Genomic DNA, 25,159 nt, shown 5'->3' on the forward strand with positions numbered 1-25,159 from the left:
CCATGAAAATGGACGGCAAGACCGTATTGATCACGGGCTCGACCGACGGCGTCGGCCGCTATGTCGCGGCGAAACTTGCCGTCGCCGGCGCGAAGGTGCTGATCCACGGCCGCGACAAGACGCGGGCCAAAACCCTGTCCGATGAGATCAGCCGGGCAGGGGGCTTTAAGCCGACCTTCTATCAGGCCGATCTGTCGTCGCTGGCGGAAGCGCGAAAGCTGGCGGATGCGGTGCTGGCCGATCACAGGCGGCTCGACGTGTTCGTCAGCAATGCCGGGATCGGATCGCAGAACGAGGGGCCCGCGCGGCAGACCAGCAAGGATGGATACGAACTGCGCTTTTCGGTGAATTATCTCTCCGGCTTCCTGCTGGCGCGTCTGTTGCTGCCGCTGTTGAAGGCGAGCGCGCCATCGCGGATCGTCAATGTCGCCTCGCTCGGCCAGCACCCGATCGATTTCGACGATGTGATGATCACCAAGAACTACAGCGGCAGCCGCGCCTACGCGCAGAGCAAGCTGTCGCAGATCATGTTCACCATCGATCTCGCCGAGGAACTGAAGGGATCGGGCGTGACCGCGAATTCGCTGCACCCCGCGACCTACATGAACACCACGATGGTGCGCGCCGGCGGCATCACGCCGATGTCGACGGTCGAGCAAGGTGGCGATGCGATCCTGCATCTGGTGACCGGCGATGACGTCGAGAGCAAGAGCGGCCTGTTCTTCAACGGCATGAACGAGGCGAAGGCCAACCCGCAGGCCTATGATGCGACCGCGCGCAGGCGTCTGCGGGCGCTCAGCCTCGAGCTGACCGGCGCGCCTGGGGCCTGACGCGAACGCGCCGGGTTTCGCCCATCTCCAGCCTGCCTTTTTCCTGCCGGACCGCATCTCGCCGTGGCCAAGACCGCATCGGCAGTGTATCGGAACGGACAAACAGCCTGTCGATCAACACCGGAAGCACCGCTTGACCCAGTCTCCGACCACAAAACCCTTTGTCGAGGTGCTTTCCGGCCGCCGCCAGCCGGTTCCACCGCTGTGGATGATGCGGCAGGCCGGGCGCTATCTGCCGGAATACCGCGAAGTCCGCGCCAAGGCCGGCGGCTTTCTCGACCTGTGCTTCACGCCCGAATTCGCCGTCGAGGTGACGCTGCAACCGATCCGCCGCTTTGCCTTCGACGCTGCGATCATTTTTTCGGATATTCTCGTCATTCCCTATGCGCTCGGGCGCGATGTCCGGTTCGAGGTTGGCGAAGGTCCGCGGCTCGATCCGCTGGATACGCCTGACAAGGTCGGCGCGCTGTCATCGACGGGCGACTTCAGCAGGCTTGAACCGGTGTTCGAAGCGTTGCGCCGGGTGCGGCGCGAGCTCGACCCGAAGATCGCGCTGATCGGATTTTGCGGCGCGCCGTGGACGGTGGCGACCTACATGGTGGCCGGACAGGGCACGCCGGACCAGGCGCCGGCGCGGATGATGGCCTATCGCCACCCCGAAGCGTTTGCGAAAATCATCGACGCCATCGTCGAGAATTCGATCCTGTATCTGCTCGGACAGCTCAAGGCCGGCGCCGACGTGCTGCAGATCTTCGACACCTGGGCCGGGGTGCTGCCGCCGCGCGAATTCCAGCGCTGGTCGGTCGAGCCGACCAAGCGGATTGTCGAGGGCGTGCGCAAAATAGTGCCCGATGCGAAGATCATCGGTTTTCCGCGCGGCGCCGGCGCGCTGCTGCCGTCCTATGTCGAGGCAACCAAAGTGGATGCGGTCAGCATCGACTGGGCCGCCGAGCCGTCATTGATCCGCAACAAGGTGCAGAGCCGCGTTGCGGTGCAAGGCAATCTCGATCCGCTGGTCCTGATCGCCGGCGGCGATGCGCTCGATCGCGCGGTCGATGACGTGCTGTCGAACTACGCCGCCGGCCGGCTGATCTTCAACCTCGGCCACGGCATCCAGCCGGAAACCCCGATCGCGCATGTCGAGCAGATGGTGAAGCGGGTGCGGGCCTACCGGGGCTGATCCGCCGTCTTACGGTTCCGGGCGCGTGCGCGCGATGATATCGGCCGCACCCTTATGCAGCAGTTCGAGCCCGACCGCGCGGCCGAGTTCGCGCGGGCGGTTGGCGGGACCTGAGCGCGTGACCTCGATGAATTTCCCGTCCCGGGCTTCGTCCAGCACCGAGGCGGTGAGCGTCATCTGCGCGCCTTCGATGGTGGAATAGCCTGCAATCGGCGAATTGCAGTGACCGTTGAGCACCCACAATACTTCGCGCTCGGCGTCGCAGCTCAGATGCGCGGCCGGATCGTCGATCAGCGCGAGATAACGCCGGGTTTGCCAGTCCTGTACCGCGCACTCCACGGCGACGATGCCCTGTCCCACCGCGGGCAACATTTCCCTGGGCGATAGTTCGCAGGCGATGCGGTCTGCGAAACCGACGCGCTCCAGGCCGGCCCGCGCCATGATCAGCGCGTCGGCGGGTCCGACCTCGCCGCCACCGGGCAGGCGCTGCATTTCCCGGCCGTCGAGCTTGCGGACGCGTGTGTCGGCCGCGCCGCGAAAATGGATCACCTCGATCTCCGGAAACAGCCGCCGCGCATAGGCCGCGCGCCGCACCGCGTTGGTTCCGATCTTGAAACCCCTGCCGCGCGAGCGCCTGATATCCTGGATCGTAACGCCCGGCCGCAGCACCAGCGCGTCGGTCGGCGGATCGCGCGCCAGCGTCGCGCCGATCACGAGCCCCGGCGTATCCTCATTGCCGGGCATGTCTTTCAGCGAATGCATGGCGGCGTGAAGCCGGCCAGATACAACGGCGGTGCGGATTTCAGCGACGAACGCGCCGCCCTTGCCGCCATGGACCAGCAGCTTGCTGGTCTGGTCGGTATCGCCTGTGGTCTCGAACTTGACGATTTCGACGTTCAGCTCGGGTGCGGCGATCGACAGGCGCCGCGCGATATCCTCAGTCTGGGCCAGCGCCATCGTGCTCTTGCGCGTGCCTATCCGCATTGTAACTGCCACCACCGACGCTCCATTCGGCAACCGCGCAAGGGATCGCGGCGCGTGCGGAGATTAAGACCAGCCAGCCGCGGAATGCAAACGGAGCCTCATCGGCGCTTGCCGCGTGCGGTGGTGCGGGTGAGCCTGATCCGGCCATGGGTTCGCGGCAAAAACTGCGCACCGCGCGCGCTCAGAAATTCCAGCATCGCACGGGCCGGCGGCAGCAGGACCTTGTCCTTGCGCGAAAGCGCGAACCATTGCCGGACGATGGGAAGGCCGACGACGTCGAGCGTCACCAGCCGCCGTTCGTCGAGTTCGGTGGCCACCGTATGCGCCGAGATGAACGCTATTCCAAGACCTGCGATCACGGCCTGCTTGATGGTCTCGTTGCTGCTCATCACGAGGCCGATCTTTGGACGGATGCCGGATGTTTCGAACAATTGCTCCATCAGGCCGCGTGTTCCCGATCCGGGCTCGCGCGTCAGGAAGGTTTCGCCGGCGAGCTCGCTCGGCGCGAAACGGGGCTTTCGCGCCAGGCGATGCGCCGTCGGCGCGATGATGACATGGGGGTGATCGCCGATCAGGTGAACGTCCATGTCGATGTCGGCCGGGGGGCGGCCCATGATGACGAAGTCGAGATCATAGCCGTGTAGCGCGGTGCCGATCTCCTGCCGGTTTCCGATCGACAGCGTGACGTCGATGTTCGGATGCAGCTTCGAAAAGCCGGAGATCATGAACGGCACAAAATATTTCGCAGTGCTGACGGCGCCGATCGAAATGCGGCCCGCGGTTTTTCCCGCCATCATCTCCAGCGTGGTTTCACAATCGGCGATCGCGGCCTCTATGCGCTCGGAAAGCGCGAGCACTTCGCGCCCGGCATCGGTCAACAGCATGCCGTCGGGAGTGCGCTGGATCAGCGGCAGTCCCGCGAGCGCCTGCAGATTGCGAATCTGCAGAGTGACGGCCGGCTGCGTGAGATGAAGCTGTTTGGCTGCCGCGGTCACCGAGCGATCGCGATGGACAGCGGCCAGCGCGCGGAGCTGGCGAATGGTCAATTCCCGCAGAAACCGGCTGGCCATCGGCGTCACCTCCATAAGGAAAACTTTGCCCAAACCAAAGATAAGAAAATTTCACTAATTTTGCAAACTGGGGTGTTGTTACCGGGCGCACTGCCGACCGGCATGGCGCTTCGCAAATGGCCCCGCAGAGGGCGGTGACAGGGGAACGGCCATGGACGAGCGCGTAACCTTGCGTTCGCATCTCGACCAAGCGGTGCAGGACGCGCCGAACGCGCCTGCGGTCGCCGCCGTGATCGAGGCGGTCGCCGCCGCTTCCATCCGTCTTGCCGTCCTCATCGCCGACGGGCCGCTGGCGGGCATCACCGGGCGGCATAGCGGGATCAATCCCGACGGCGATCTGCAGAAGGATATCGACGTCGCCGCCGACGAGATGATGCGCCGGGCACTGCGCATGGCGCCGGTCGCCGCCATTCTGTCCGAGGAATCGGAACTGCCTGAAATGCTCGATGCCGAGGCGCCGCTTTGCGTCGCGATCGACCCGCTCGATGGATCGGCCAATCTTGAAAACAATATCTCGATCGGAACGATTTTCTCGATCCGTCCGCGCGGCAACGACGTGCTCTCCACCTTCTTCGAGCCCGGCACGGCGCAGTGCGCCGCGGGGTTCGTGGTGTATGGCCCTCAAACCATCCTGGTTCTGGCGATGAACCAGAGCGTCGATATCTTCATTCTCGACCGGCTGGCCCGCGAGTTCCTGCTCATCGCGCAGGGCGTGAAGATTGCGCCCAATACGCCCGAATTCGCAATCAACGCGTCGAACCACCGGCACTGGCACGGACCGGTCCGCGCCTATATCGACGAATGCCTTGCCGGCAGCAACGGGGGCGGCGCGGATTTCAACATGCGCTGGATCGGCTCGCTGGTGGCCGAGTCGCTCCGCATCCTGGTTCGCGGCGGTGTGTTCCTTTATCCGGCGGACGCGCGTCCCGGCTATCGCGAGGGGCGGTTGCGGCTGCTGTACGAAGCGCATCCGATGGCGCTGGTGATGGAATGGGCGGGAGGCGCTGCGACCACCGGCCGCCGGCGAATTCTCGAGCTTGCGGCGAAAACGCCGCACCAGCGGGTGCCGCTGATCATGGGCTCGGTGCGCGGCGTTCGCGACGTCGCCGTCATTCACGAGGGCATTGAACCGATGTTCGACCATAGCGACGCGCCGCTGTTCGCGCGGCGCGGCCTGTTTCGCTGAATCCGGATCAATCAGATGTCGCGCAGCTATCCCATCATATCGATCACGGGTTCATCGGGCGCCGGTACGACGTCGGTGAAGAAGACGTTTGAGAACATTTTTCGTCGCGAAAAGGTCGCGGCCGCCTACATCGAAGGTGACGCCTTCCATCGCTACAACCGCTTCGAGATGCGCACCAAGATGGCGGAGCAGGCCGAGTGCGGCAACAAGCACTTCAGCCATTTCAGCCCGGAAACCAATCTGTTCGAGGAGCTGGAGAAAGTCTTCCGCGATTACGGCGAGTCCGGCACCGGCATGACGCGGCATTACGTCCACGATGACGAGGAAGCCAAGCTGTATGGCGCGGAGCCCGGCACCTTCACCGAATGGGGCACGCTGCCGGAAAAGTCGGATCTGTTGTTTTATGAAGGGCTGCATGGCGCCGTGGTGACCGACAAGGTCAATATCGCGCAGCATGCCGATCTCAAGATCGGTGTCGTGCCCGTCATCAATCTGGAGTGGATCCAGAAGCTGCACCGCGACCGCAGCGACCGCGGCTACACCGCGGAGGCCGTGACCGACACCATCCTGCGGCGGATGCCGGATTACGTGAACTACATCTGCCCGCAATTCGCCGAGACCGACATCAACTTCCAGCGCGTGCCGACGGTCGATACCTCGAATCCGTTCATCGCGCGCTGGATACCGACGCCGGACGAATCGATGGTGGTGATCCGGCTGAAAAATCCGCGCGGGATCGATTTTCCCTATCTGCTGTCGATGATCCCGAACAGCTTCATGTCGCGCGCCAACTCGATCGTGATTCACGGGTCGAAGCTCGATCTGGCGATGCAGCTCATTCTCACCCCGCTGATCCTGCAACTGATGGAACGAAAGAGGCGCACGGTATGACCGCTCCAGCTCTCGCCTGCATAGAAAGCCGTCCCGATGCCACGCACGCGGAAATGGCCAACGCGATCCGCTTTCTGGCGATCGACGCCGTCGAACAGGCAAAGTCGGGTCATCCGGGCATGCCGATGGGCATGGCCGACGTCGCCACCGTGTTGTTTTCGCGCTTCCTCAAATTCGATCCCGCCGATCCGGCGTGGCCAGACCGCGACCGATTTGTGCTGTCGGCCGGTCACGGCTCGATGCTGTTGTATGCGCTGCTGCACCTGACAGGTTACGAGGGCGTCACATCGGACCAATTGCGGGCCTTTCGGCAGTGGGGATCGAAGACCCCGGGCCATCCGGAATACGGGCACACGCCGGGCGTCGAAACCACCACGGGGCCGTTGGGGCAGGGCATCGCCACCGCGGTCGGGATGGCGCTGGCCGAGCGCTTGATGAATGCACGCTTCGGTGACGATTTCGTCGATCACTATACCTACGTGATCGCCGGTGACGGCTGTCTGATGGAGGGCCTCAGCCACGAGGCGATCTCGCTCGCCGGGCATCTCGGGCTCGGCCGGCTGATCGTATTGTTCGACGACAATGAAATCTCGATCGACGGCGCGACCGCGCTGTCCTGTTCGGACGACCAGCTTGCACAGTTCAAGGCCTCGGGCTGGTTGGCCAGCCGCGTCGACGGCCACGATCCGGAGGCGATCGCAGCGGCACTAGAACGCACCCGCAACAGCGATCGCCCGTCGCTGATCGCCTGCCGCACGGTGATCGGCTTCGGTGCGCCGAACCGCCAGGGCACCGAAAAAGCCCATGGCGCGCCGCTCGGCACCAAGGAGATCGCCAGGACCCGCGCTGCGCTGGACTGGCCGCACGGGCCATTCGAGATTCCGGAAACCGTGCTCGAGCAATGGCGCGGGATCGGCGCGCGCGGCCATGCCGCCCGGCGGAACTGGATCGAGCGGACCAGGCGCCTCAACGTTAGCCCACGCTCGCCGTTTCACGATGCGCTCAATCGAAATCTGCCGTGCGGCTATACCCAGGCGATTGCGCAGATCCGCGATCGCTTCGCGACAGAGCGGCCAAATATTGCAAGCCGGCAAGCGTCGCAGCTTGTGATTGACGCCATCGCCGAAGCCCTGCCGAATTTTCTCGGCGGCTCCGCCGATCTGACCCACTCCAATTTGACGCGGGCCAAGACCCAGCAGCCGGTGCGGCCCGGTCAGTTTGAAGGGAGCTACATTCACTATGGCGTTCGTGAGCACGCCATGGCGGCGGCGATGAACGGCATCGCGCTGCATGGCGGATTCATCCCCTATGGCGGCACGTTTCTCACCTTCGCCGACTACAGCCGTCCGGCGATCAGGCTGGCGGCGCTGATGGGAATACGCGTCATCCATGTGATGACGCACGATTCGATCGGATTGGGCGAAGACGGTCCGACCCATCAGCCGGTCGAGCATCTGGCATCGCTGCGGGCCATTCCCAACCTGCTGGTGTTTCGGCCCGCGGACGCCGTCGAAACCGCGGAGGCCTGGGATTGCGCGTTGCGGTCACAGACGAGCCCGTCGGTGCTGTGCCTGTCGCGGCAGGGGCTGCCGACGTTTAGGCAAGCCGGCGGCGACGCCAATCGGGTCGCGCTCGGCGCCTATGTGGTCGTCGAACCCGAAGGCGGCCGCGATGTCACCCTGATCGCAACGGGCTCGGAAGTGTCGATCGCGCTGCACGCGGCGGAACTGCTGGAGAGCGTCAGCATCCGCGCCGCCGTCGTTTCTGCGCCCTGTTTCGATCTGTTTCGCGAGCAACCGCGCGAATACCGCGCGGAAGTCCTTGGAGACGTGCCGAGGGTCGGTATCGAAGCCGCGGTGGAGGGCGACTGGGCGCGCTGGCTCGGCGATAGCGGCGAATTTGTCGGCATGACCGGTTTCGGTGCATCCGCGCCGGCGGAGGTGCTCTATCGCGAATTCGGCATTACCGCGGATGCGGTTGCAAAAGCGGCGCTGCGCTGCATCGCGCGATCAAAGATGGCGGCGGCTTGATCATGACACCGGCAGGAAATTGAAAGGAGTTTCCATGGCGCGAATTACGTTGAGACAATTACTGGATCACGCCGCCGAGCATGGCTACGGCGTGCCGGCCTTCAATATCAACAATATGGAGCAGGGGCTCGCGATCATGGATGCGGCGGCAGCCGTCGATGCACCCGTCATCATCCAAGCCTCGCGCGGCGCGCGTTCCTATGCCAACGACATCATGCTGTCGAGGATGATCGACGCGCTGGAAGAGATGTATCCGCAGATCCCGCTCTGCCTGCATCAGGATCACGGCAACGAGGAGTCGACTTGCGCCACCGCGATCAAGCACGGCTTCACCTCCGTCATGATGGACGGTTCGCTGAAGGCGGATGCCAAGACCGCAGCGGACTACGACTACAATGTCGATATCACCCGGCGCGTCGTCGAAATGGCGCACTGGATCGGCGCCTCGGTGGAAGGCGAACTCGGCGTATTGGGTTCGCTCGAGCACGGCGGCGGGGAGCAGGAAGACGGCCACGGCGTCGAAGGCAAGGTCAGCCACGATCAATTGCTGACGGACCCGGACCAGGCGGTCGATTTCGTTCGCGCCACCAAGGTGGATGCGCTGGCGATTGCGATGGGAACTTCCCACGGCGCCTACAAGTTCTCGCGCAAACCGGACGGCGACATCCTTGCCATGCGGGTGGCCGAGGAAATCCATCGCCGGCTGCCCAATACACATCTGGTGATGCACGGCTCGTCCTCGGTGCCGCAACCGCTGCAGGACATCTTCAACCAGTTCGGCGGCGAGATGCCGCAGACCTGGGGCGTGCCGGTCGAGGAGATCGCCCGCGGTATCAGGCATGGCGTGCGCAAGGTCAATATCGACACCGACTGCCGGCTGGCGATGACCGCGGCGTTCCGCAAGGTCGCAACGCAAAGCAAAAGCGAGTTCGATCCGCGCAAATTCCTCAAACCGGCGATGGATGCGATGCGCGACCTCTGCCGCGAGCGTTTCGAACAATTCGGTACCGCCGGCCACGCCGCCAGGATCAAGGTGATTCCGCTGTCGGAGATGGCCAGGCGCTATCGCTCAGGATCGCTCGACCCACGTATCGGCGGCATGGTCGAGGCGGCCGAGTGACCAATGCATTTTGAATCGTCTTCGCTGCCAGAACTTGAAGGAGAACAGCCATGAATGACCTATCGATGACCGTCCGCGGCAAGGATCGCTACAAATCCGGCGTGATGGAATACAAGAAGATGGGTTACTGGGAGCCCGACTACGAGCCCAAGGACACCGACATCATCGCCCTGTTCCGGGTGACGCCGCAGGACGGCGTCGATCCGATCGAGGCGTCGGCGGCGGTGGCCGGTGAATCCTCGACCGCGACGTGGACGGTGGTCTGGACCGACCGGCTGACGGCGGCGGAGAAATACCGTGCGAAATGCTACCGCGTCGATCCCGTGCCGAATTCGCCGGGACAGTATTTTGCCTACATCGCCTACGATCTCGATCTGTTCGAGAACGGATCGATCGCCAACCTCTCGGCCTCCATCATCGGCAATGTGTTCGGCTTCAAGCCTTTGAAGGCATTGCGGCTCGAAGACATGCGGCTGCCGGTCGCTTATGTGAAGACGTTCCAGGGCCCGGCTACCGGCATCGTGGTCGAACGCGAACGCATGGACAAGTTCGGCCGTCCGCTGCTTGGCGCCACCGTGAAGCCGAAGCTCGGCCTGTCCGGGCGCAACTACGGCCGCGTGGTCCATGAGGCGCTGAAAGGCGGGCTCGATTTCACCAAGGACGACGAGAACATCAACTCGCAACCGTTCATGCACTGGCGCGAGCGGTTCCTCTACTGCATGGAGGCGGTCAACAAGGCGCAGGCCGCGTCCGGCGAGATCAAGGGCACCTATCTCAACGTCACCGCCGGCACGATGGAGGACATGTACGAGCGCGCCGAATTCGCCAAGCAACTCGGCTCGGTCATCATCATGATCGATCTCGTGATCGGCTACACCGCGATCCAGTCGATGGCGAAATGGGCGCGGCGCAACGACATGATCCTGCATCTGCACCGGGCAGGGCACTCCACCTATACGCGGCAGCGCAACCACGGCGTCTCGTTTCGCGTGATCGCAAAATGGATGCGGCTCGCCGGCGTCGATCACATCCATGCCGGCACGGTGGTCGGCAAGCTCGAAGGCGATCCAGCCACCACGCGCGGCTATTACGACATCTGCCGCGAGGACTTCAATCCGGCAAAACTCGAACACGGTGTGTTCTTCGACCAAAACTGGGCGAGCCTCAACAAGATGATGCCGGTGGCGTCCGGCGGCATTCACGCCGGCCAGATGCATCAGCTGCTCGATCATTTGGGAGAAGACGTGGTGCTGCAATTCGGCGGCGGCACCATCGGCCACCCGATGGGCATCCAGGCCGGCGCCACCGCCAACCGCGTCGCGCTGGAAGCGATGATCCTCGCGCGCAACGAAGGCCGCGATTATCTGCACGAAGGGCCGGAAATTCTTGCCAAGGCGGCGGCAACCTGTACGCCGCTCAAGGCAGCCCTCGAGGTCTGGAAGGACGTCACCTTCAATTACGAGTCGACCGACATGCCCGACTATGCCCCCACCGCCAGCGTCTCGATGTAAGGAGCAGTATCATGCGAATAACGCAAGGCGCTTTCTCGTTCCTGCCCGATCTCACCGACGAGCAGATTTCCCGACAGGTGCAGTATTGCCTCGGCAAGGGCTGGGCGGTGAACATCGAGTTCACCGACGATCCGCACCCCCGCAATAATTTCTGGGAGATGTGGGGACTGCCGATGTTCGATCTCCGCGACGCCGCCGGCGTGATGATGGGGCTCAATGAATGCCGCAAGGTTTACGGCGACCGCTACATCCGGATGTCGGCGTTCGATTCCAGCCATGGCTGGGAGTCGCTGCGGCTGTCGTTCATCGTCAACCGGCCGAAGGACGAGCCCGGCTTCCGGCTGGAGCGGCACGAGGTCGATGGCCGCAACATCCGCTACACCACGACATCCTACGCCGTCGATCGTCCCGAGGGTCAACGCTACCGCTAGGTTCCTCCATCCGGCCAGCGGTGACGATTGCCCCCTCATCGTTCCCTGCCGGATGCACTGCTCCGTCGCTGTGAAAGCGGCGGCGGAGTTTTTATTTCCGGGAAAAGGGGCGCGCCGGCGCGCCAAAGGTTTCGCAGATGGATCTGGATGTCGCAGCGATGACAGGCAAGGTCAACCTCCGTGAGGAACTCGAGGCCGTCGGCATCGAGGAGATCCTCACGCAGCTCGACCGCGAGCTGATCGGGTTGAAACCGGTCAAGACCCGGATTCGCGAAATCGCGTCGCTGCTGCTGATCGAGCGCATCCGCAAGCGCATGGGACTGACGTCGGAAGTCCCGACGCTGCATATGTCGTTCACCGGAAATCCCGGCACCGGCAAGACCACCGTGGCGCTGCGGATCGCCAGCATCCTGCACAGGCTCGGTTTCGTGCGCCGCGGCCAGGTGGTATCGGTCACGCGCGACGAACTGGTCGGACAATATATCGGCCACACCGCACCCAAGACCAAGGAGATATTGAAGAAGGCGATGGGCGGCGTGCTGTTCATCGATGAGGCCTATTACCTGCACCGGCCGGACAACGAGCGCGACTACGGCCAGGAAGCGATCGAGATCCTGCTGCAGGTGATGGAATCGCAGCGCGAGGATCTGGTGGTGATCCTGGCCGGCTATGGCGACCGCATGGACAAGTTCTTCGGCAGCAATCCCGGTTTTCGCTCGCGCATCGCCCACCACATCGACTTTCCCGATTATGCCGACGACGAATTGCTCGCGATCGCCGAGCTGATGCTAGGAGATATGAATTACAGGTTCAGTCCTGCGGCGAGGGAAGCGTTCGTGCGTTACATCACGCTGCGCAAGGCCCAACCCTTGTTTTCCAATGCGCGATCGATCCGCAACGCGCTCGACCGCATGCGGCTGCGCCAGGCCAGCCGGCTCGTCGCCGATCTCGACCGCGTCCTGAGCGCCGAGGACATCATGTCGCTGGAGGCCTCGGATGTCCTCGCCTCCAGGGTTTTCGCAAACGGCAGCAGCCCCGCGAATCATGGTTAGCAAAGCATTGAAATCGTGCCGCGGCATGGACCCGGCTTTCCCAGCCTTGCCGCCAATCCCGTCCAATCCGCCCTTATTCGGAATTGTACCGAAGAGCCGCAGCTTAACCTTTACGCGTCTTTAATGGCGCCGACGTAGGGTTCGTGCACGTGGTCCGGTTCGGGCCGCGCCCCGTTCAGAACGGCCGGGTGTTGCGTACGCGTTGGAGTCTCCCATGGATATCATGACGGGCGTTGGGCTCGTGGCTGGCATTATTGTCATTTCCACGATGATGCTCCTGGGTGGCGACATCCACATGTTCATCTCCGAACATGCGATCATCATCATTTTCGGCGGATCGATCGCCGCCACCATGATCCGTTTTCCGCTGGGCGTGATGCTGCACGGGCTGCCGCTCGGCGCGAAGTTCGCCTTCACGATGAGCCGGCTGTCCGCGCGCGATCTGGTCGACGAGCTCGCCCGTATCGCCGAAATCGCCCGCAAGCAGGGACCGGTCGGGCTGGAAAAAGTCGAAACCGATGAACCGTTCCTGGCCAAGGGCATCCGCTACGTCGCCGACGGCTACGATCTCGAATTCATTCGCGACAATATGGAGCGCGACCGCGACAACTTCCTGATGCACCTCGATGAAGGCAGCAAGATCTACCGCGCCATCGGCGACTGCGCTCCGGCGTTCGGCATGATCGGAACCCTGATCGGCATGGTGCAGATGTTCGCCAACATGACCGACCCCTCCAAGCTCGGCCCGTTCATGGCGACCGCGCTGCTGGCGACGCTGTATGGCGCGCTGGTCGCGAACCTGTTCTGCCTTCCGATCGCCGACAAGCTGCACGGCAAGCTTCTGGATGAGGAAACCAATCGCACGCTCATCATCGACGGCATTCTGATGATCCGCGACTCCAAGAGCCCGGCGCTGGTTCGGGAAATGCTGCTGGCCTACTTGCCGGAGAAGCATCGCCACGAAGAGGGCGAACCGGTTCCCGCCTGACCTCGCGGGCGACGGCGGTTCGGAGCTAAGCAATGGCCAAGAAGAAGCGCGGCGATGCACATGGCGGAGGGCACGGCTGGTTCGTGACCTTCGCCGACCTCATGGGTCTGATGATGAGCTTCTTCGTGATGCTCGTCGCCTTTTCCACCATGGACAACAACAAGCTCAAGATCGTCGCGGGTTCGATGCGCGACGCGTTCGGCGTGCAGACCCAGGTGCGCTATTCCGGCATCGTCGAATCCGACGGCTTGCCGACGCGACCGAAGCTGAAAAACACCGATCATGTCACGCCGGAGGAATCGTCGGCGACGCCGACCCCCGATGAAAAGAGCCAGACCGACGGCACCCGTAACATAGTCGACCGTGAATTCGCGCTCGCCTCGGCCTCGTTGCGGCAGGCATTGCAAGACATGCCGGAACTGACGGAGGTGTCCAAGCACATCATGTTCGAGGAGACCAGCCAAGGTCTCAACCTCGAAATCGTCGACCAGGACGGCCGGTCGATGTTCGCCGATGGCTCAAAGGAGCCGTACGAGCGTACGCGCCGGCTGATCCAGAAACTTGCGGCCCCGCTCAAGGCGACACCGCTCAGGGTTTCCATCGTCGGCCACACCGCGGCCGGCTTCGTGCCGGCGCGAAGCGACTACGGCGCGTTCGATCTTTCGGCAGACCGCGCCAACGCGGTGCGCCAGATCCTCGAGCGCGAAGGGCTGCCGCCGTCCCACATCTTCGCGGTCTCCGGCAAGGCCGACAGCCAGCCGCTGTTTCCCGACGATCCGACGCTGCCGGCAAACCGTCGCGTGACCATCATGTTGATGCGTGAAAATCCACCGCTTCCGCCGGGCCTGAAGCCCTAGCGCGACTACTATATTACCATCTCGGAATTCTGGTGGGGGCCTGCTTTGCAGGCGGTCCCGCACCGCCAGCGGTGCTATGGTTGCCCGATTGACAGGCAACGCGGAAGCGTCGATAGCCGCCCGGATCAAATCAACCGTGAGAGCGTTTTTCCTCCGTCATGGCTGTCAGCGTCACATCCACCGAGGCCCATGAGGCGCCGGCCACCTCAGGCTTTTGGGCGCTGACGCTGGGGAGCATCGGCGTGGTTTTCGGCGATATCGGAACCTCGCCGCTGTATGCATTCCGTGAGGCCGTGGCCGGCGCGGCCCAGGGCCAGCCGGTCACGCGCGTCATCGTGCTCGGCGTGCTCAGCCTGATCCTGTGGTCGCTCTTCATCGTCGTCACCGCAAAATATGTGCTGCTGCTGCTGCGCGCCGACAATAACGGCGAGGGCGGCACGCTCTCGCTGATGGCGTTGGGTCAGCGGGCGCTTGGCCGAAGAAGCTGGCCGCTGCTGGCGCTCGGCGTCATCGGCGCCTCGATGTTCATCGGCGACTCCATGATCACGCCGGCGATTTCGGTGTTGTCGGCGGTCGAAGGCCTCAAGCTCGCGGCACCTGCGCTCGAACATTATGTGGTGCCGCTGACGATCTTCATCCTGGTCGTGCTGTTCTCGGTGCAGCGCAGCGGCACCGCCCGCGTCGCCTCGGCGTTCGGTCCGGTGATGGTGGTGTGGTTTGCTGCGCTGGCGGCGATGGGTTTCGTGCACATCAGCGACGATCCGTCGGTGCTGGCGGCGATCAATCCCTGGTATGGGGTCCAGTTCCTGCTTTCCCACGGCACTATCGGATTGGTGACGCTGGGTGCGGTATTTCTCGCCGTGACCGGCGGCGAAGCGCTCTATGCGGATCTCGGCCACTTCGGACGCAAGCCGATTCAGGCCGGCTGGCTGTATTTCGTGCTGCCGGCGCTGCTGATCAATTATTTCGGGCAGGGCGCGCTGGTGCTGTCCGATCCGGCGGCGATTGAAAATTCGTTCTACCGCATGGTGCCGGAAATCCTGCTGTTGCCGCTGGTGGCGCTGGCGACCGCAGCGACCGTCATCGCCAGCCAGGCGGTGATCACGGGCGCCTATTCGCTGACCCGGCAGGCGGTGCAGCTCGGGCTATTGCCGCGCTTCGAGGTTCGCTACACCTCGGAGACCCATGCCGGACAGATTTATCTGCCGCGGGTCAACCGGCTGCTTCTGATCGGCGTGCTGCTGCTGGTGCTGTTGTTCCGCACGTCGAGCGGACTGGCTTCGGCCTACGGCATCGCCGTTTCCACGACCATGGTCGCCGACGGGATCATGGGATTTGTCGTGATCTGGAAATTGTGGAATTGGCGGGTCGCGACCGCGGCTGCGGTCATCCTGCCGTTCGTCGTTGTCGACATGACCTTCTTCAGCGCAAACCTGCTGAAGCTGCTCGAAGGCGCGTGGGTGCCGCTGCTGTTCGGCGTGACGATGGCGGTGATGATCTGGACCTGGCGCCGAGGTGCGGCGATCCTGATCGCAAAAACCCGCCGCATCGAGGTGCCGCTGGCCGACCTGATCAAGAGCCTCGAAAAGCGCCCGCCGCATATCGTCAAGGGCACCGCGGTGTTCCTGACCAGCGATCCGAATTTCGTGCCGACGGCGCTGCTGCATAACCTCAAGCACAACAAGGTGCTTCACGAGCACAATGTGATCCTGACCATCGAAACCGCGCAGACGCCGCGCGTCGATCCGTCCGAGCGCGTGCGCATGGATAAGGTCAGCGACAAGTTTTCCACCGTGCGGCTGCGGTTCGGTTTCATGGAATCGCCGAACGTGCCCAAGGCGCTGGTGATCGCGCGCAAGCTCGGCTGGCAATTCGATATCATGGCGACGTCGTTCTTCGTCTCGCGGCGCTCGCTGAAGCCGTCCGCGCAGTCGGGAATGCCGCAATGGCAGGATCACCTGTTTATTGCGATGAGCCGCTCCGCCAACGACGCCACCGACTACTTCCAAATCCCCACGGGCCGGGTCGTCGAGGTCGGAACGCAGGTAACTATTTGATATTTAATACGGATTCGGCCCTCTTGACCCACTGACCTATGCGTCTTACGCATATCGGAGGCCTAAATTCAGCCTAACCTATGCATTCGCGCCGGGGGTATAGGCGTCCATCCTGCATTGTGCAGTGAACAATAGAGGCCCTTCCCATGTTGTCCGAGAGTACGATCACCGCGGCGGAAACGCCCGCGGCCAACGGACATGGGGAAGCGCATTCGACGGCGGGCTTTAAGGCCCTGATGCTCGGCAGCATCGGTGTCGTCTATGGCGACATCGGCACCAGCCCGCTCTACGCGCTGCGCGAAGCCATTGTCGCCGCAAGCGCGACCGAAGGCGGCGTCACCACGCTGGCGGTGCTCGGCGTTCTCTCGCTGATCCTGTGGGCGCTGATCGTCGTCGTCACGCTGAAATATGTGGTGATCCTGCTGCGCGCCGATAACCATGGCGAGGGCGGCACGCTGGCTTTGATGGCGCTGGCGCAGCGGGCGGTCAGCAAGGGCGCCGGCGCCATCGTTCTGCTCGGGATCATCAGCGGCGCGCTGTTTTACGGCGACGCCGTGATTACGCCGGCGCTGTCGGTGCTGTCGGCGATCGAAGGCATCAAGCTCGTCACCGCCGCCTTCGATCCCTATGTCGTGCCGCTGACCGTGCTCATTCTGCTGGTGCTGTTTGCGGTTCAATCGCGCGGCACCGCGCGGGTCGCGGCCTTTTTCGGGCCGGTGATGTGCATCTGGTTCGCGGTCATTGCGGTCGCGGCCTTGCACCCGATCATCCAGCATCCGGAAGTCTTGCTTGCGCTCAATCCGCTCTACGCGGTTTCATTCATGATCCATCACGGCGTCATCGGTTTCGTGACGCTGGGCGCGGTATTCCTCGCCGTGACCGGCGCCGAGGCGCTCTACGCCGACCTCGGCCATTTCGGCAAAAAGCCGATCCAGACCGCCTGGCTGTTCATCGTGCTGCCGTCGCTGGCGCTGAACTATATGGGGCAGGGCGCGCTGATCATCGGCGATCCCAAGGGGATAGAGAATCCGTTCTTCCTGATGTTCCCGGATTGGGCGCTGATCCCGATGGTGGCGCTGGCAACGGCGGCGACCGTGATTGCAAGCCAGGCCGTGATCACCGGCGCCTATTCGCTGACGCGCCAGGCCATCCAGCTCGGATTGTTGCCGCGCTTCGAAATCCGCCATACCTCGGAAGCGCATTCCGGCCAGATCTACATCCCGCGCATCAATTTGCTGCTGCTGATCGCGGTGATGCTGCTGGTGCTGCTGTTCCGCTCCTCGAGCGCGCTGGCGTCGGCCTATGGCATCTCCGTCACCGGCACCATGGTGGTGACGGCGATGATGGGCTTTGTCGTGATCTGGCGGGTCTGGAGATGGTCGCCGTTCGCGGCCGCCGCGCTGATCGCGCCGTTTTTGTTTCTCGATCTCACCTTCCTCGCGGCCAACCTGTTGAAGGTGCTCGAGGGCGGCTGGGTGCCGCTGGCGCTGGGCGGCATGGTGATGCTCCTGATGTACACCTGGCGGCGCGGCAGCCGGCTGTTGTTCGAGAAATCGCGCAAGCTGGAATTCCCGCTGGCCGACCTGGTGGCGATGCTGGAAAAACGGCCGCCGCAGCGGGTCTCCGGCACCGCCGTGTTCCTGACCAGCGACCCCCAGAGCGCGCCGACCGCGCTGATGCACAGCCTGAAGCACTACAAGGTGCTGCATGAGAAGAACGTCATTCTCACCATCGAGACCGCGCCGACGCCGCGGATCGATCCGGCCGAGCGGGTGCGGATGGAACAGCTCAGCGCGACCTTCTCCCGGGTGACGCTGCGGTTCGGCTTCATGGAATCGCCCAACGTGCCGAAGACGCTGGCGATCGCCCGCAAGCTCGGCTGGCAGTTCGACATCATGTCGACGTCGTTCTTCCTGTCCCGGCGGTCGCTCAAGCCGGCCGCGCATTCGGGAATGCCGCGCTGGCAGGACCTGCTTTTCATCCGGCTGAGCCGCTCCGCCAACGACGCCACCGACTATTTCCAGATTCCGACCGGGCGGGTGGTCGAGGTCGGCACGCAAGTCACAATCTAGCTTTAGCGACCGCTTTAAGCCGTTTACAGCGCTTGATTTTCCCCGCGCGAGAGGCGACTTTGCGCCCGCAATGACGGGGCGGGTTAGCTAATCGATTGTCGGGAGGATATGCGTGGCGGATCATCAGGTGCACGACTTGACGCCGGAAGAGGTGTCGAAGGGGATGGCGGACGGACGCTATCTGCTCGTCGACGTCCGCGAGCCCAATGAGGTTGCCGTCGAGGCCTATCCCGGCGGCGTCGTGGTTCCGCTTTCGACATTCGACCCGACGGCCATTCCCGACCCCAAGGGCAAGCAGGTCGTCTTCGCCTGCCGTTCCGGCAAGCGGTCGGTGACGGCCTCGCTGGCCGCGCAGGCTGCGGGCCTGCCCTACGACAAGCACCTCGCCGGAGGCATATTGGGCTGGAAGGCTGCGGGAATGCCGACCAGGGCCGGCGGCTGACCCTTGCCATGACTTCCATGAACAAGGTCTTCGCCGACCTTCCCGTCACCATCTTCGAGGCGATGTCGCAGCTCGCGCGCGACAACGACGCCATCAATCTCGGTCAGGGCTTTCCCGACGATCCCGGCCCCGAGGACATCAGGCGCGCCGCGGCGGACGCGTCGATCAACGGCTACAACCAGTATCCGTCGATGATGGGCATCCCGGAACTGCGGCAGGCGATCGCGGATCATTACGGACGCTGGCACAAGCTCAGCCTCGATCCGATGACCGAAGTGATGGTGACCTCGGGCGGCACCGAAGCGCTGACATCGGCCATTCTCGCCGTGGTCGAGCCCGGTGACGAAGTCGTCGTGTTCCAGCCGGTCTATGACAGCTATCTTCCGATCATCCGCCAGGCCGGCGGCATTCCGCGCCTGTTGCGCCTCGAGCCGCCGGACTGGCGGCTGACCGAGGAGATGCTGGCCAGCGTCTTCAACCACAAGACCAAGGCGGTCTTGTTCAACAATCCGCTCAATCCCGCCGCCGTGGTCTATCCGCGCGAGGATCTCGAGCTGCTGGCGCGGTTCTGCCAGCAGTTCGACACCATCGCGATCTGCGACGAGGTCTGGGAGCATGTGATCTTCGACGGCCGCGAGCATATCCCGCTGATCACGATCCCGGGCATGCGCGACCGCACCATCAAGGTCGGCTCCGCCGGCAAGATCTTTTCGCTGACGGGATGGAAGATCGGCTTTGTCTGCGCCGCGCCGCCGCTATTGCGTGTCGCCGCCAAGGTGCACCAGTTTCTGACCTTCACGACGGCACCCAATCTGCAGGCCGCGGTCGCCTATGGCCTCGGCAAGCCAGCCGAATATTTCCACGACATGCGCAAAGATCTGGCGCGGAGCCGGGACCGTCTCACCAGGGGGCTGGAGAGCATCGGCTTTCCCGTGCTCAAATCGCAGGGCACCTACTTCCTCACCGTCGATCTGTCGCCGCTGGGGCTGAACGAGACCGATGAGGCGTTCTGCAAGCGCATCGTGACCGACTACAAGGTGGCGGCCATTCCGGTGTCGGCCTTTTACGAGCAGGACGCCGTGACCTCGGTCGTGCGTTTCTGCTTTGCCAAGAAGGATTCAACGCTCGACACGGCGCTGGAGCGCTTGTCGGACGCGGTTCACGGCCGAAAGAGGTAGAGAAAGATGTGCGACCAGAACCGTCATCCAATCCGTTTCTTTGGTGCGGTTGCAGCGGTTCTGTTGCTTTCGCTTCCCGCCGTGGCCGAGGAGCGCACCGTCAACTTCTACAATTGGTCGAACTACATGGCGCCGGGGGTGCTGGAGGATTTCACCAGGGAAACCGGCATCAAGGTGGTCTACGACACCTTCGACGCCAACGAGACGCTGGAGACGCGGCTGCTCGCGGGCAAATCGGGTTACGACGTCGTCGTGCCCACCGGCTATTTCCTGCAGCGCCAGATCACGGCGAAAGTCTTCCTGAAGCTCGACAAGTCAAAATTGCCGAACCTCGCCAATGCCTGGCCGGTGGTGACCAATCAACTCGCCACCTACGATCCCGGCAACAATTACGGCGCCAACTACATGTGGGGCACCACCGGGATCGGCTACAACGTCAAGATGGCGCAGAAAATACTCGGGCCCGATGCCAGGATCGACAGCTGGGACATGGTGTTCAAGCCCGAGAATCTCGCGAAATTCAAGGATTGCGGCATCCACATGCTGGATTCCGCCGACGATATCCTTCCCGCCGCGCTGGGGTATCTCGGCATCGATCCGAATTCCACCAGGCAGGCCGATCTGGAGAAGGCCGCCGATCTCGTCATCAAGATCAGGGCCTATATCCGCAAGTTTCACTCCTCCGAATATCTGAGCGCGCTGGCCTCCGGCGAAATCTGCTTCGTGGTGGGCTGGTCCGGCGACGTGATGCAGGCGCGCAGCCGCGCGGCCGAGGCCAAATCCGATATCGAGATCGGCTACACCATCCCGAAGGAGGGCGCGCAGATGTTCTTCGACAATCTCGCGATACCCGCCGACGCCAGGAATGTCGCGGAGGCCTATGAGCTGATCAACTACCTGTACCGGCCCGATGTCGCGGCCAGGAATTCGAATTTCCTGTCCTACGCCAACGGCAATCTCGCCAGTCAGAAACTGGTCGATCCGAAAATCCTCAACGACAAGAACATCTACCCTGACGAGGCGACACAGAAGAAGCTGTTCGTGATCACCGCGCGCGATCCGGCCACCCAGCGCGTCATCAACCGTCTCTGGACCAAGGTGAAGACGGGGCGCTAGCTCTCTCCTCCGTCATTGCGAGGAGCGGAGCGACGAAGCAATCCATTCTTTCTTGTTGTGGAGCGATGGATTGCTTCGCGGAGCCTGTCATCGGGCGCGCATTCGCGCGACCCGTTGGCTCGCAATGACGCATTTCGAGAGAGCCGCTCACCGCCACCTTCGATGCAGCCACAGCCACTGTTCCGGATATTCCCGGACCCAGCCTTCGACGACGTCGGTGATCGCCTGCATCGTGCCCTGAACGTCGATCTGGCCGGACGCGTCGCGCACCGGCTTGACCTCTTCGGACAGCTCGGCGCGGAAACGATTGCCGGGCAGGCGAATAATACGCGTGCCGTGGATCGGGCAATCGACCTGCCGCAGCAGGCGGGCAAGCATCGGATTGGCCTTGGTCTTGCGGCCGAAGAACGTGACCTCGACGCCGTTGGTGAGATATTGATCGACCAGCATCGCGACGTGCTGGCCGTTCTGCAGGGCATCCGCGAGCTTCAGCGGCGCCTCGCGGCCGGCCGGAATCAGCGTCCCCATCTTGACGGCGCGGATCCGTTCAATGGCGCGGTCGGCGGATTCGATGTTCGGTCGCCGGAACAGGATCGCGGCATCGAGCCCGTGCGCGACCGCGGCGAGCGCCGGCAGCTCCCAGTTGCCAAGATGGCAGGCGAAGAACAAAGCCGGCTTTCCGTCATCCCTGAGCAGATCGAACAATTCCTTGGTCCGCGGCGAGAATTCGACGCGACTTGGCTTTTCGGGATGATCGGGATCGTAGTCCCAGATATGGTCGAGATGCGCGAACTCGGCGCCGACGCGCCCGAGATTATCCCACACGCCGGCGAGAATGGCCTCGATCTCTTCCGGTGATTTTTCCGGAAACGCAGCCGTGAGGTTCTCGCGGCCGATCCGGTTCTCGCGCAACCTTCGGCCGATGAAGCGGGTGACGCGGCCGAACAGATTGGCGGTCTTGACCGGATCGAAATAGCGCGTGGTGCGCAACATGCCGACCGTCAGCGCGCCGACGGCGGCCTCGGTCGTCGGCTTGGCGGCGTCGCGAAGGCGCGCCTTGGTGCGAAGGAGCAGGCGGTTCATCGCTGCGAACGCGCGGCCCGCTAGACCGGTTCACGCGTCAGGATCAGCGAGGCATTCTGCCCGCCGAAACCGAACGAGTTGGACATCACGGCCGTGACGCGGGCGTCGCGCGCCTTGTTCGCCACCACGTCGAACGGGATCGCCGGATCGGGCATGTCGTAGTTGATGGTCGGCGGAATCCGCTGATGTTCGAGCGTCAGCAGCGAGAAGATGGCCTCGACCGCGCCGGCCGCGGAGATGGTGTGGCCGACCATCGATTTGTTGGACGATACCGGAATGTGATTGGCGCGTTCGCCGAACACGGCCGCGGTGGTGAGATACTCCATCTTGTCGTTTTCCGGCGTCGCGGTGCCGTGCGCGTTGATGTGATCGATCTGTTCGGGCGTCATGCCGGCATCGGCCAGCGTCTTGCGCATGCAGCCGATGATCGGCTTGCCGTCGGGGCTCGACCGGGTGCGGTGGAACGAGTCGGTCAGTTCACCGCAGCCGGCCACGACGCCAATGATCGGGGCGCCGCGCGCCATCGCCGCTTCATAGCTTTCCAGCACCAGGGCGCCGGCGCCTTCGGCCATGACGAAACCGTCGCGGTTCTTCGAGAACGGCTTTGACGCGGCCTGCGGCGGATCGTTCTGCGTCGAAAGTGCCGAGAGCAGGGAGAAGCGGACCATCGCTTCCGGATTGACCGTGCCTTCGGTCGCGACACACAGCGCCGCATCGGCTTCGCCGCGGCGGATCGCTTCCACGCCGAGCTGGATCGAGGTCGCGCCGGAGGCGCAAGCGGTCGACAATGAGATCGGCGATCCCTTGGTTCCGAAGGTTTCGGCGAGGTGACCGGCGACCGAGCCGAACATGAAACGATGGTGATATTCGGCGAACTTTCCGCCACCGCTGGCACGCAGAACATCGAAATAGTCGAATTCTTTTTTTCCGACGGTGCGGCCGACTTCCAGCCGCTGCGGCCATTCGGTCTCGACCGGCGCGACCGCCAGGAACAGCGGCCCCGGAAAATTGCCCTTGCTGCCGATTCCGGACTGCTGCAGCGCTTCTTCGGTAGCCATCTCGGCGAGACGCTCGGAGAGGCTGGTCGACGAGAACGGCTCGACAGTGACGAAATCGATCGTCCCGGCCATCGTCGACTTCAGTCCCTCGACGGGGAAGCGCGTGACCGTCTTGATGCCGGATTCGCCCGCGGTCAGCTTCGCCCAGTTGTCTTTCTTGCCGGTGCCGAGCGAGGTGACAATGCCCATGCCGGTAACGACGACAATCGGCCTGCCGAATTTATCGCGTGGTGCTGCCATGATTCCCCCGTCGATGCTGCGCCGTACCCGTGCAGCGCTATCGCGCTCTACTTCTGCTGCTCAAGCATGATCTTGCCGGAAAAGCGGCCCGCCCTTCCGGATCATGCTCTACTTGACCGCCTCGACCAGGGCCATGCCTTCGCCCTGCCAGTGACCGGCGCCCACCACGACAATCTGGGTCGGCGGTTCGGACTTTTCAACCTCGAACCCGGTCGGATCGTTGGGCGGAAACAGCGCGCCGCGCGAGATCGAAAGTGCGGCGAGCGCCAGCCCGAGCGGAAACTGGGTCTCCAGCGTGTGGCCGAATGTAGTGCCGGTTGCGCGCACCGCGAAGCCGGGGTGCTGGCGCAGGAAGGCTTTCTCTTCCGCCGTCACGGGCTCGACGCCGGTCGCGCCGGTGATGAGGTTGCCGCTGTCGCCGGGAACGCCGAGCTTCGTCCACAGCGCTTCCAGCGATTTCGTCACCGCGCCCGGCTGTTTGCGCTGCGCAAGGTCGGCCACCACCCGGGTCAGCTTTGCGTAGGGCTTTGCGCCGCGCGCCTCTGCGTGTTCCCGCGATTCCATCACCAGGAAAGCGCCGGCGGAGCCCATGGCGAAGCCGCTGTTGTTCTCGCGGGCCCAGACGCCCGAGAATTTTTCGGTCAGGTTGAAATCGCCGAATTCATAGAGGATCATGAGGTCGGGACGTTCGCCATTATGGGCGCCGCCGATCAGGGCGATGTCGCTTTGACCGGCCTCGATGCGCGCGAGCGCAATCCGCGCGGCATCGATGCTTGCGGCTTCCTCGCCCATGAAGGTGCGCGACGTGCCGCAGACGCCATGAACGATGGCGATGTTGCCGGCGAGCAGGTTGGAGAGCTGGGCCAGAAACAGGGTCGGCCGCAGGTCATTCATCAGCCGTTCGTTGAGAAAGCCGGGGCTCGAATTGCCCTGCGCGTCGGCGTTCAGGATCGCCATGTCAACCGCGATGTCGCGTTCGCCACCGCCGGCCGCGATCACCATATCCATCCGGGAAAGGATTTCCTGATTGCCTTTGACGCCAGCGGAATCGAGCGCCAGCCCGGCGGCATAGGTGCCGATGCGTTGCCACGCCTCCATCTGGCGCTGATCGCCCTTTTTCGGGATCTGGGCGTCGAAGACGACCGGGGCCAGCGGATGAACGATGTAGGGCGCGAAACGCTTGTCGTCGAAATTGATCCGCCTGGCGTTGAGGGCGTCCCAATGCGCGTCCAGCCCTTCACCGAGCGAGGACACGATGCCGATGCCGGTGATCCAGACTTCCTTCGCACCCGGTGATTTCGGCTCAGTCATGGGGCATCGCCTGCAGCGGGAAGCCGATCTTGTGGGCCATCGCGTCCATGTGGACGCGAAAAGCAGGGTCGGGGAAGGGGGCAAGCCCGAAGGTTATTTCAGCGCTGCACTTCAAGTCCTTGCCCACGTAGCCCTTGGCCTTCGTGACCGCAAAGCCGGAACCTTCGTGCTCGACCTTCGCATCGATCGTCAGCAACTGACCGGGACTGACGAAACCTCGCATCTTGGCTTCCTTCACGATTGCCAGGAACGGCATGCGCTCGAACTTCAACACGCCGAGCAGCAGCCAGCCGGAACTCTGTGCCATCGCTTCGGTCAGGAGGACGCCGGGCATGATTGGAAAGCCCGGGAAATGCCCCTCGAAGATGGTGTGCTGCTGCGGAACCTGCGCCTCGACGACAATCGTCTGCTTGGCGATGTCGAGGTCGACGATGCGGTCGATCAGCTGGAAGTAATCGAGGTTCATGACGGG

22 protein-coding genes are annotated in these 25,159 nt (G+C 63.4%); 16 read left to right on the plus strand and 6 right to left on the minus strand.

The features are described from left to right. Positions 1-2 precede the first annotated feature (2 nt). On the plus strand, positions 3-830 hold the full coding sequence (locus tag V1289_RS41620; protein ID WP_334405132.1) for an SDR family NAD(P)-dependent oxidoreductase: 828 nt from the start codon (positions 3-5) through the stop codon (positions 828-830). 133 nt (positions 831-963) lie between these two features. Then, positions 964-2,010 (plus strand): uroporphyrinogen decarboxylase, encoded by a 1,047-nt coding sequence (gene hemE / locus V1289_RS41625; protein WP_334405134.1) that lies wholly within the window; start codon positions 964-966, stop codon positions 2,008-2,010. A gap of 9 nt (positions 2,011-2,019) precedes the next feature. Here the strand turns inward: hemE and hemC are convergent, their stop codons facing one another. Beyond that, on the minus strand, positions 2,020-2,994 hold the full coding sequence (gene hemC, locus V1289_RS41630) for a hydroxymethylbilane synthase (protein WP_442896228.1): 975 nt from the start codon (positions 2,992-2,994) through the stop codon (positions 2,020-2,022). Between the two features lie 98 nt (positions 2,995-3,092). Continuing rightward, positions 3,093-4,064 (minus strand): LysR family transcriptional regulator, encoded by a 972-nt coding sequence (locus V1289_RS41635; RefSeq protein WP_334405138.1) that lies wholly within the window; start codon positions 4,062-4,064, stop codon positions 3,093-3,095. A 151-nt stretch (positions 4,065-4,215) separates the two neighbouring features. Here V1289_RS41635 and V1289_RS41640 point away from each other — a divergent pair, with 151 nt between their 5' ends. From V1289_RS41640 to V1289_RS41705, 14 genes are all read left to right on the plus strand, one after another. After that, positions 4,216-5,250, plus strand: a complete 1,035-nt coding sequence (locus tag V1289_RS41640) for a class 1 fructose-bisphosphatase (RefSeq protein WP_334405140.1) — start codon at positions 4,216-4,218, stop codon at positions 5,248-5,250. Between the two features lie 15 nt (positions 5,251-5,265). Continuing rightward, positions 5,266-6,141, plus strand: a complete 876-nt coding sequence (locus V1289_RS41645) for a phosphoribulokinase (RefSeq protein WP_334405142.1) — start codon at positions 5,266-5,268, stop codon at positions 6,139-6,141. Then, positions 6,138-8,171, plus strand: coding sequence for a transketolase (gene tkt / locus V1289_RS41650; protein ID WP_334405144.1), 2,034 nt, complete (start codon positions 6,138-6,140; stop codon positions 8,169-8,171). The genes V1289_RS41645 and tkt overlap by 4 nt, the downstream gene beginning before the upstream one ends. Before the next feature lie 34 nt (positions 8,172-8,205). Further along, positions 8,206-9,291, plus strand: coding sequence for a class II fructose-bisphosphate aldolase (gene fba, locus V1289_RS41655; RefSeq protein WP_334405146.1), 1,086 nt, complete (start codon positions 8,206-8,208; stop codon positions 9,289-9,291). Positions 9,292-9,341: 50 nt separating this feature from the next. Further along, a complete protein-coding gene (locus V1289_RS41660; protein WP_334405148.1) occupies positions 9,342-10,802 on the plus strand; it encodes a form I ribulose bisphosphate carboxylase large subunit in 1,461 nt (486 codons plus the stop codon). Positions 10,803-10,813: 11 nt separating this feature from the next. Next, on the plus strand, positions 10,814-11,233 hold the full coding sequence (locus V1289_RS41665; RefSeq protein WP_334405150.1) for a ribulose bisphosphate carboxylase small subunit: 420 nt from the start codon (positions 10,814-10,816) through the stop codon (positions 11,231-11,233). Between the two features lie 158 nt (positions 11,234-11,391). Continuing rightward, the gene (cbbX, locus tag V1289_RS41670; protein ID WP_334405152.1) at positions 11,392-12,285 is read left to right on the plus strand and encodes a CbbX protein; all 894 of its coding nucleotides are present in this window, start codon (positions 11,392-11,394) and stop codon (positions 12,283-12,285) included. Between the two features lie 214 nt (positions 12,286-12,499). Then, positions 12,500-13,273 (plus strand): motility protein A, encoded by a 774-nt coding sequence (locus V1289_RS41675; protein WP_074281133.1) that lies wholly within the window; start codon positions 12,500-12,502, stop codon positions 13,271-13,273. Positions 13,274-13,305: 32 nt separating this feature from the next. Further along, a complete protein-coding gene (locus tag V1289_RS41680) occupies positions 13,306-14,130 on the plus strand; it encodes an OmpA/MotB family protein (protein ID WP_334405155.1) in 825 nt (274 codons plus the stop codon). A gap of 158 nt (positions 14,131-14,288) precedes the next feature. Then, positions 14,289-16,187 (plus strand): potassium transporter Kup, encoded by a 1,899-nt coding sequence (locus tag V1289_RS41685; protein WP_334405157.1) that lies wholly within the window; start codon positions 14,289-14,291, stop codon positions 16,185-16,187. Between the two features lie 146 nt (positions 16,188-16,333). Further along, entirely contained in the window at positions 16,334-18,259 is a 1,926-nt protein-coding gene (locus V1289_RS41690) for a potassium transporter Kup (RefSeq protein ID WP_334405159.1), read from the plus strand. A 163-nt stretch (positions 18,260-18,422) separates the two neighbouring features. Beyond that, positions 18,423-18,701: a rhodanese-like domain-containing protein gene (locus V1289_RS41695; protein WP_309184973.1), complete on the plus strand. Its 279-nt coding sequence runs from the start codon at positions 18,423-18,425 to the stop codon at positions 18,699-18,701. 8 nt (positions 18,702-18,709) lie between these two features. Beyond that, on the plus strand, positions 18,710-19,879 hold the full coding sequence (locus V1289_RS41700; protein WP_334405162.1) for an aminotransferase: 1,170 nt from the start codon (positions 18,710-18,712) through the stop codon (positions 19,877-19,879). Between the two features lie 6 nt (positions 19,880-19,885). After that, on the plus strand, positions 19,886-20,995 hold the full coding sequence (locus tag V1289_RS41705) for a polyamine ABC transporter substrate-binding protein (RefSeq protein ID WP_334405163.1): 1,110 nt from the start codon (positions 19,886-19,888) through the stop codon (positions 20,993-20,995). A 147-nt stretch (positions 20,996-21,142) separates the two neighbouring features. Here V1289_RS41705 and V1289_RS41710 read toward each other — a convergent pair whose 3' ends face one another. The 4 genes from V1289_RS41710 to V1289_RS41725 all read right to left on the minus strand — a co-directional run bounded on the left by V1289_RS41710 (position 21,143) and on the right by V1289_RS41725 (position 25,153). Then, positions 21,143-22,078: a lipid A biosynthesis lauroyl acyltransferase gene (locus tag V1289_RS41710; protein ID WP_334405164.1), complete on the minus strand. Its 936-nt coding sequence runs from the start codon at positions 22,076-22,078 to the stop codon at positions 21,143-21,145. Positions 22,079-22,098: 20 nt separating this feature from the next. Continuing rightward, positions 22,099-23,376, minus strand: a complete 1,278-nt coding sequence (locus V1289_RS41715) for a beta-ketoacyl-ACP synthase (RefSeq protein WP_334405165.1) — start codon at positions 23,374-23,376, stop codon at positions 22,099-22,101. Between the two features lie 108 nt (positions 23,377-23,484). Then, on the minus strand, positions 23,485-24,687 hold the full coding sequence (locus V1289_RS41720; protein WP_334405167.1) for a beta-ketoacyl-ACP synthase: 1,203 nt from the start codon (positions 24,685-24,687) through the stop codon (positions 23,485-23,487). After that, complete coding sequence (locus tag V1289_RS41725) at positions 24,680-25,153, minus strand: 3-hydroxyacyl-ACP dehydratase FabZ family protein (RefSeq protein ID WP_334405169.1); 474 nt, start codon at positions 25,151-25,153, stop codon at positions 24,680-24,682. Before V1289_RS41725 ends, V1289_RS41720 begins: the two co-directional genes overlap by 8 nt. Positions 25,154-25,159: the final 6 nt, after the last annotated feature.

Source organism: Bradyrhizobium sp. AZCC 2289 (assembly GCF_036924615.1).
Taxonomy (GTDB): Bacteria; Pseudomonadota; Alphaproteobacteria; order Rhizobiales; family Xanthobacteraceae; genus Bradyrhizobium.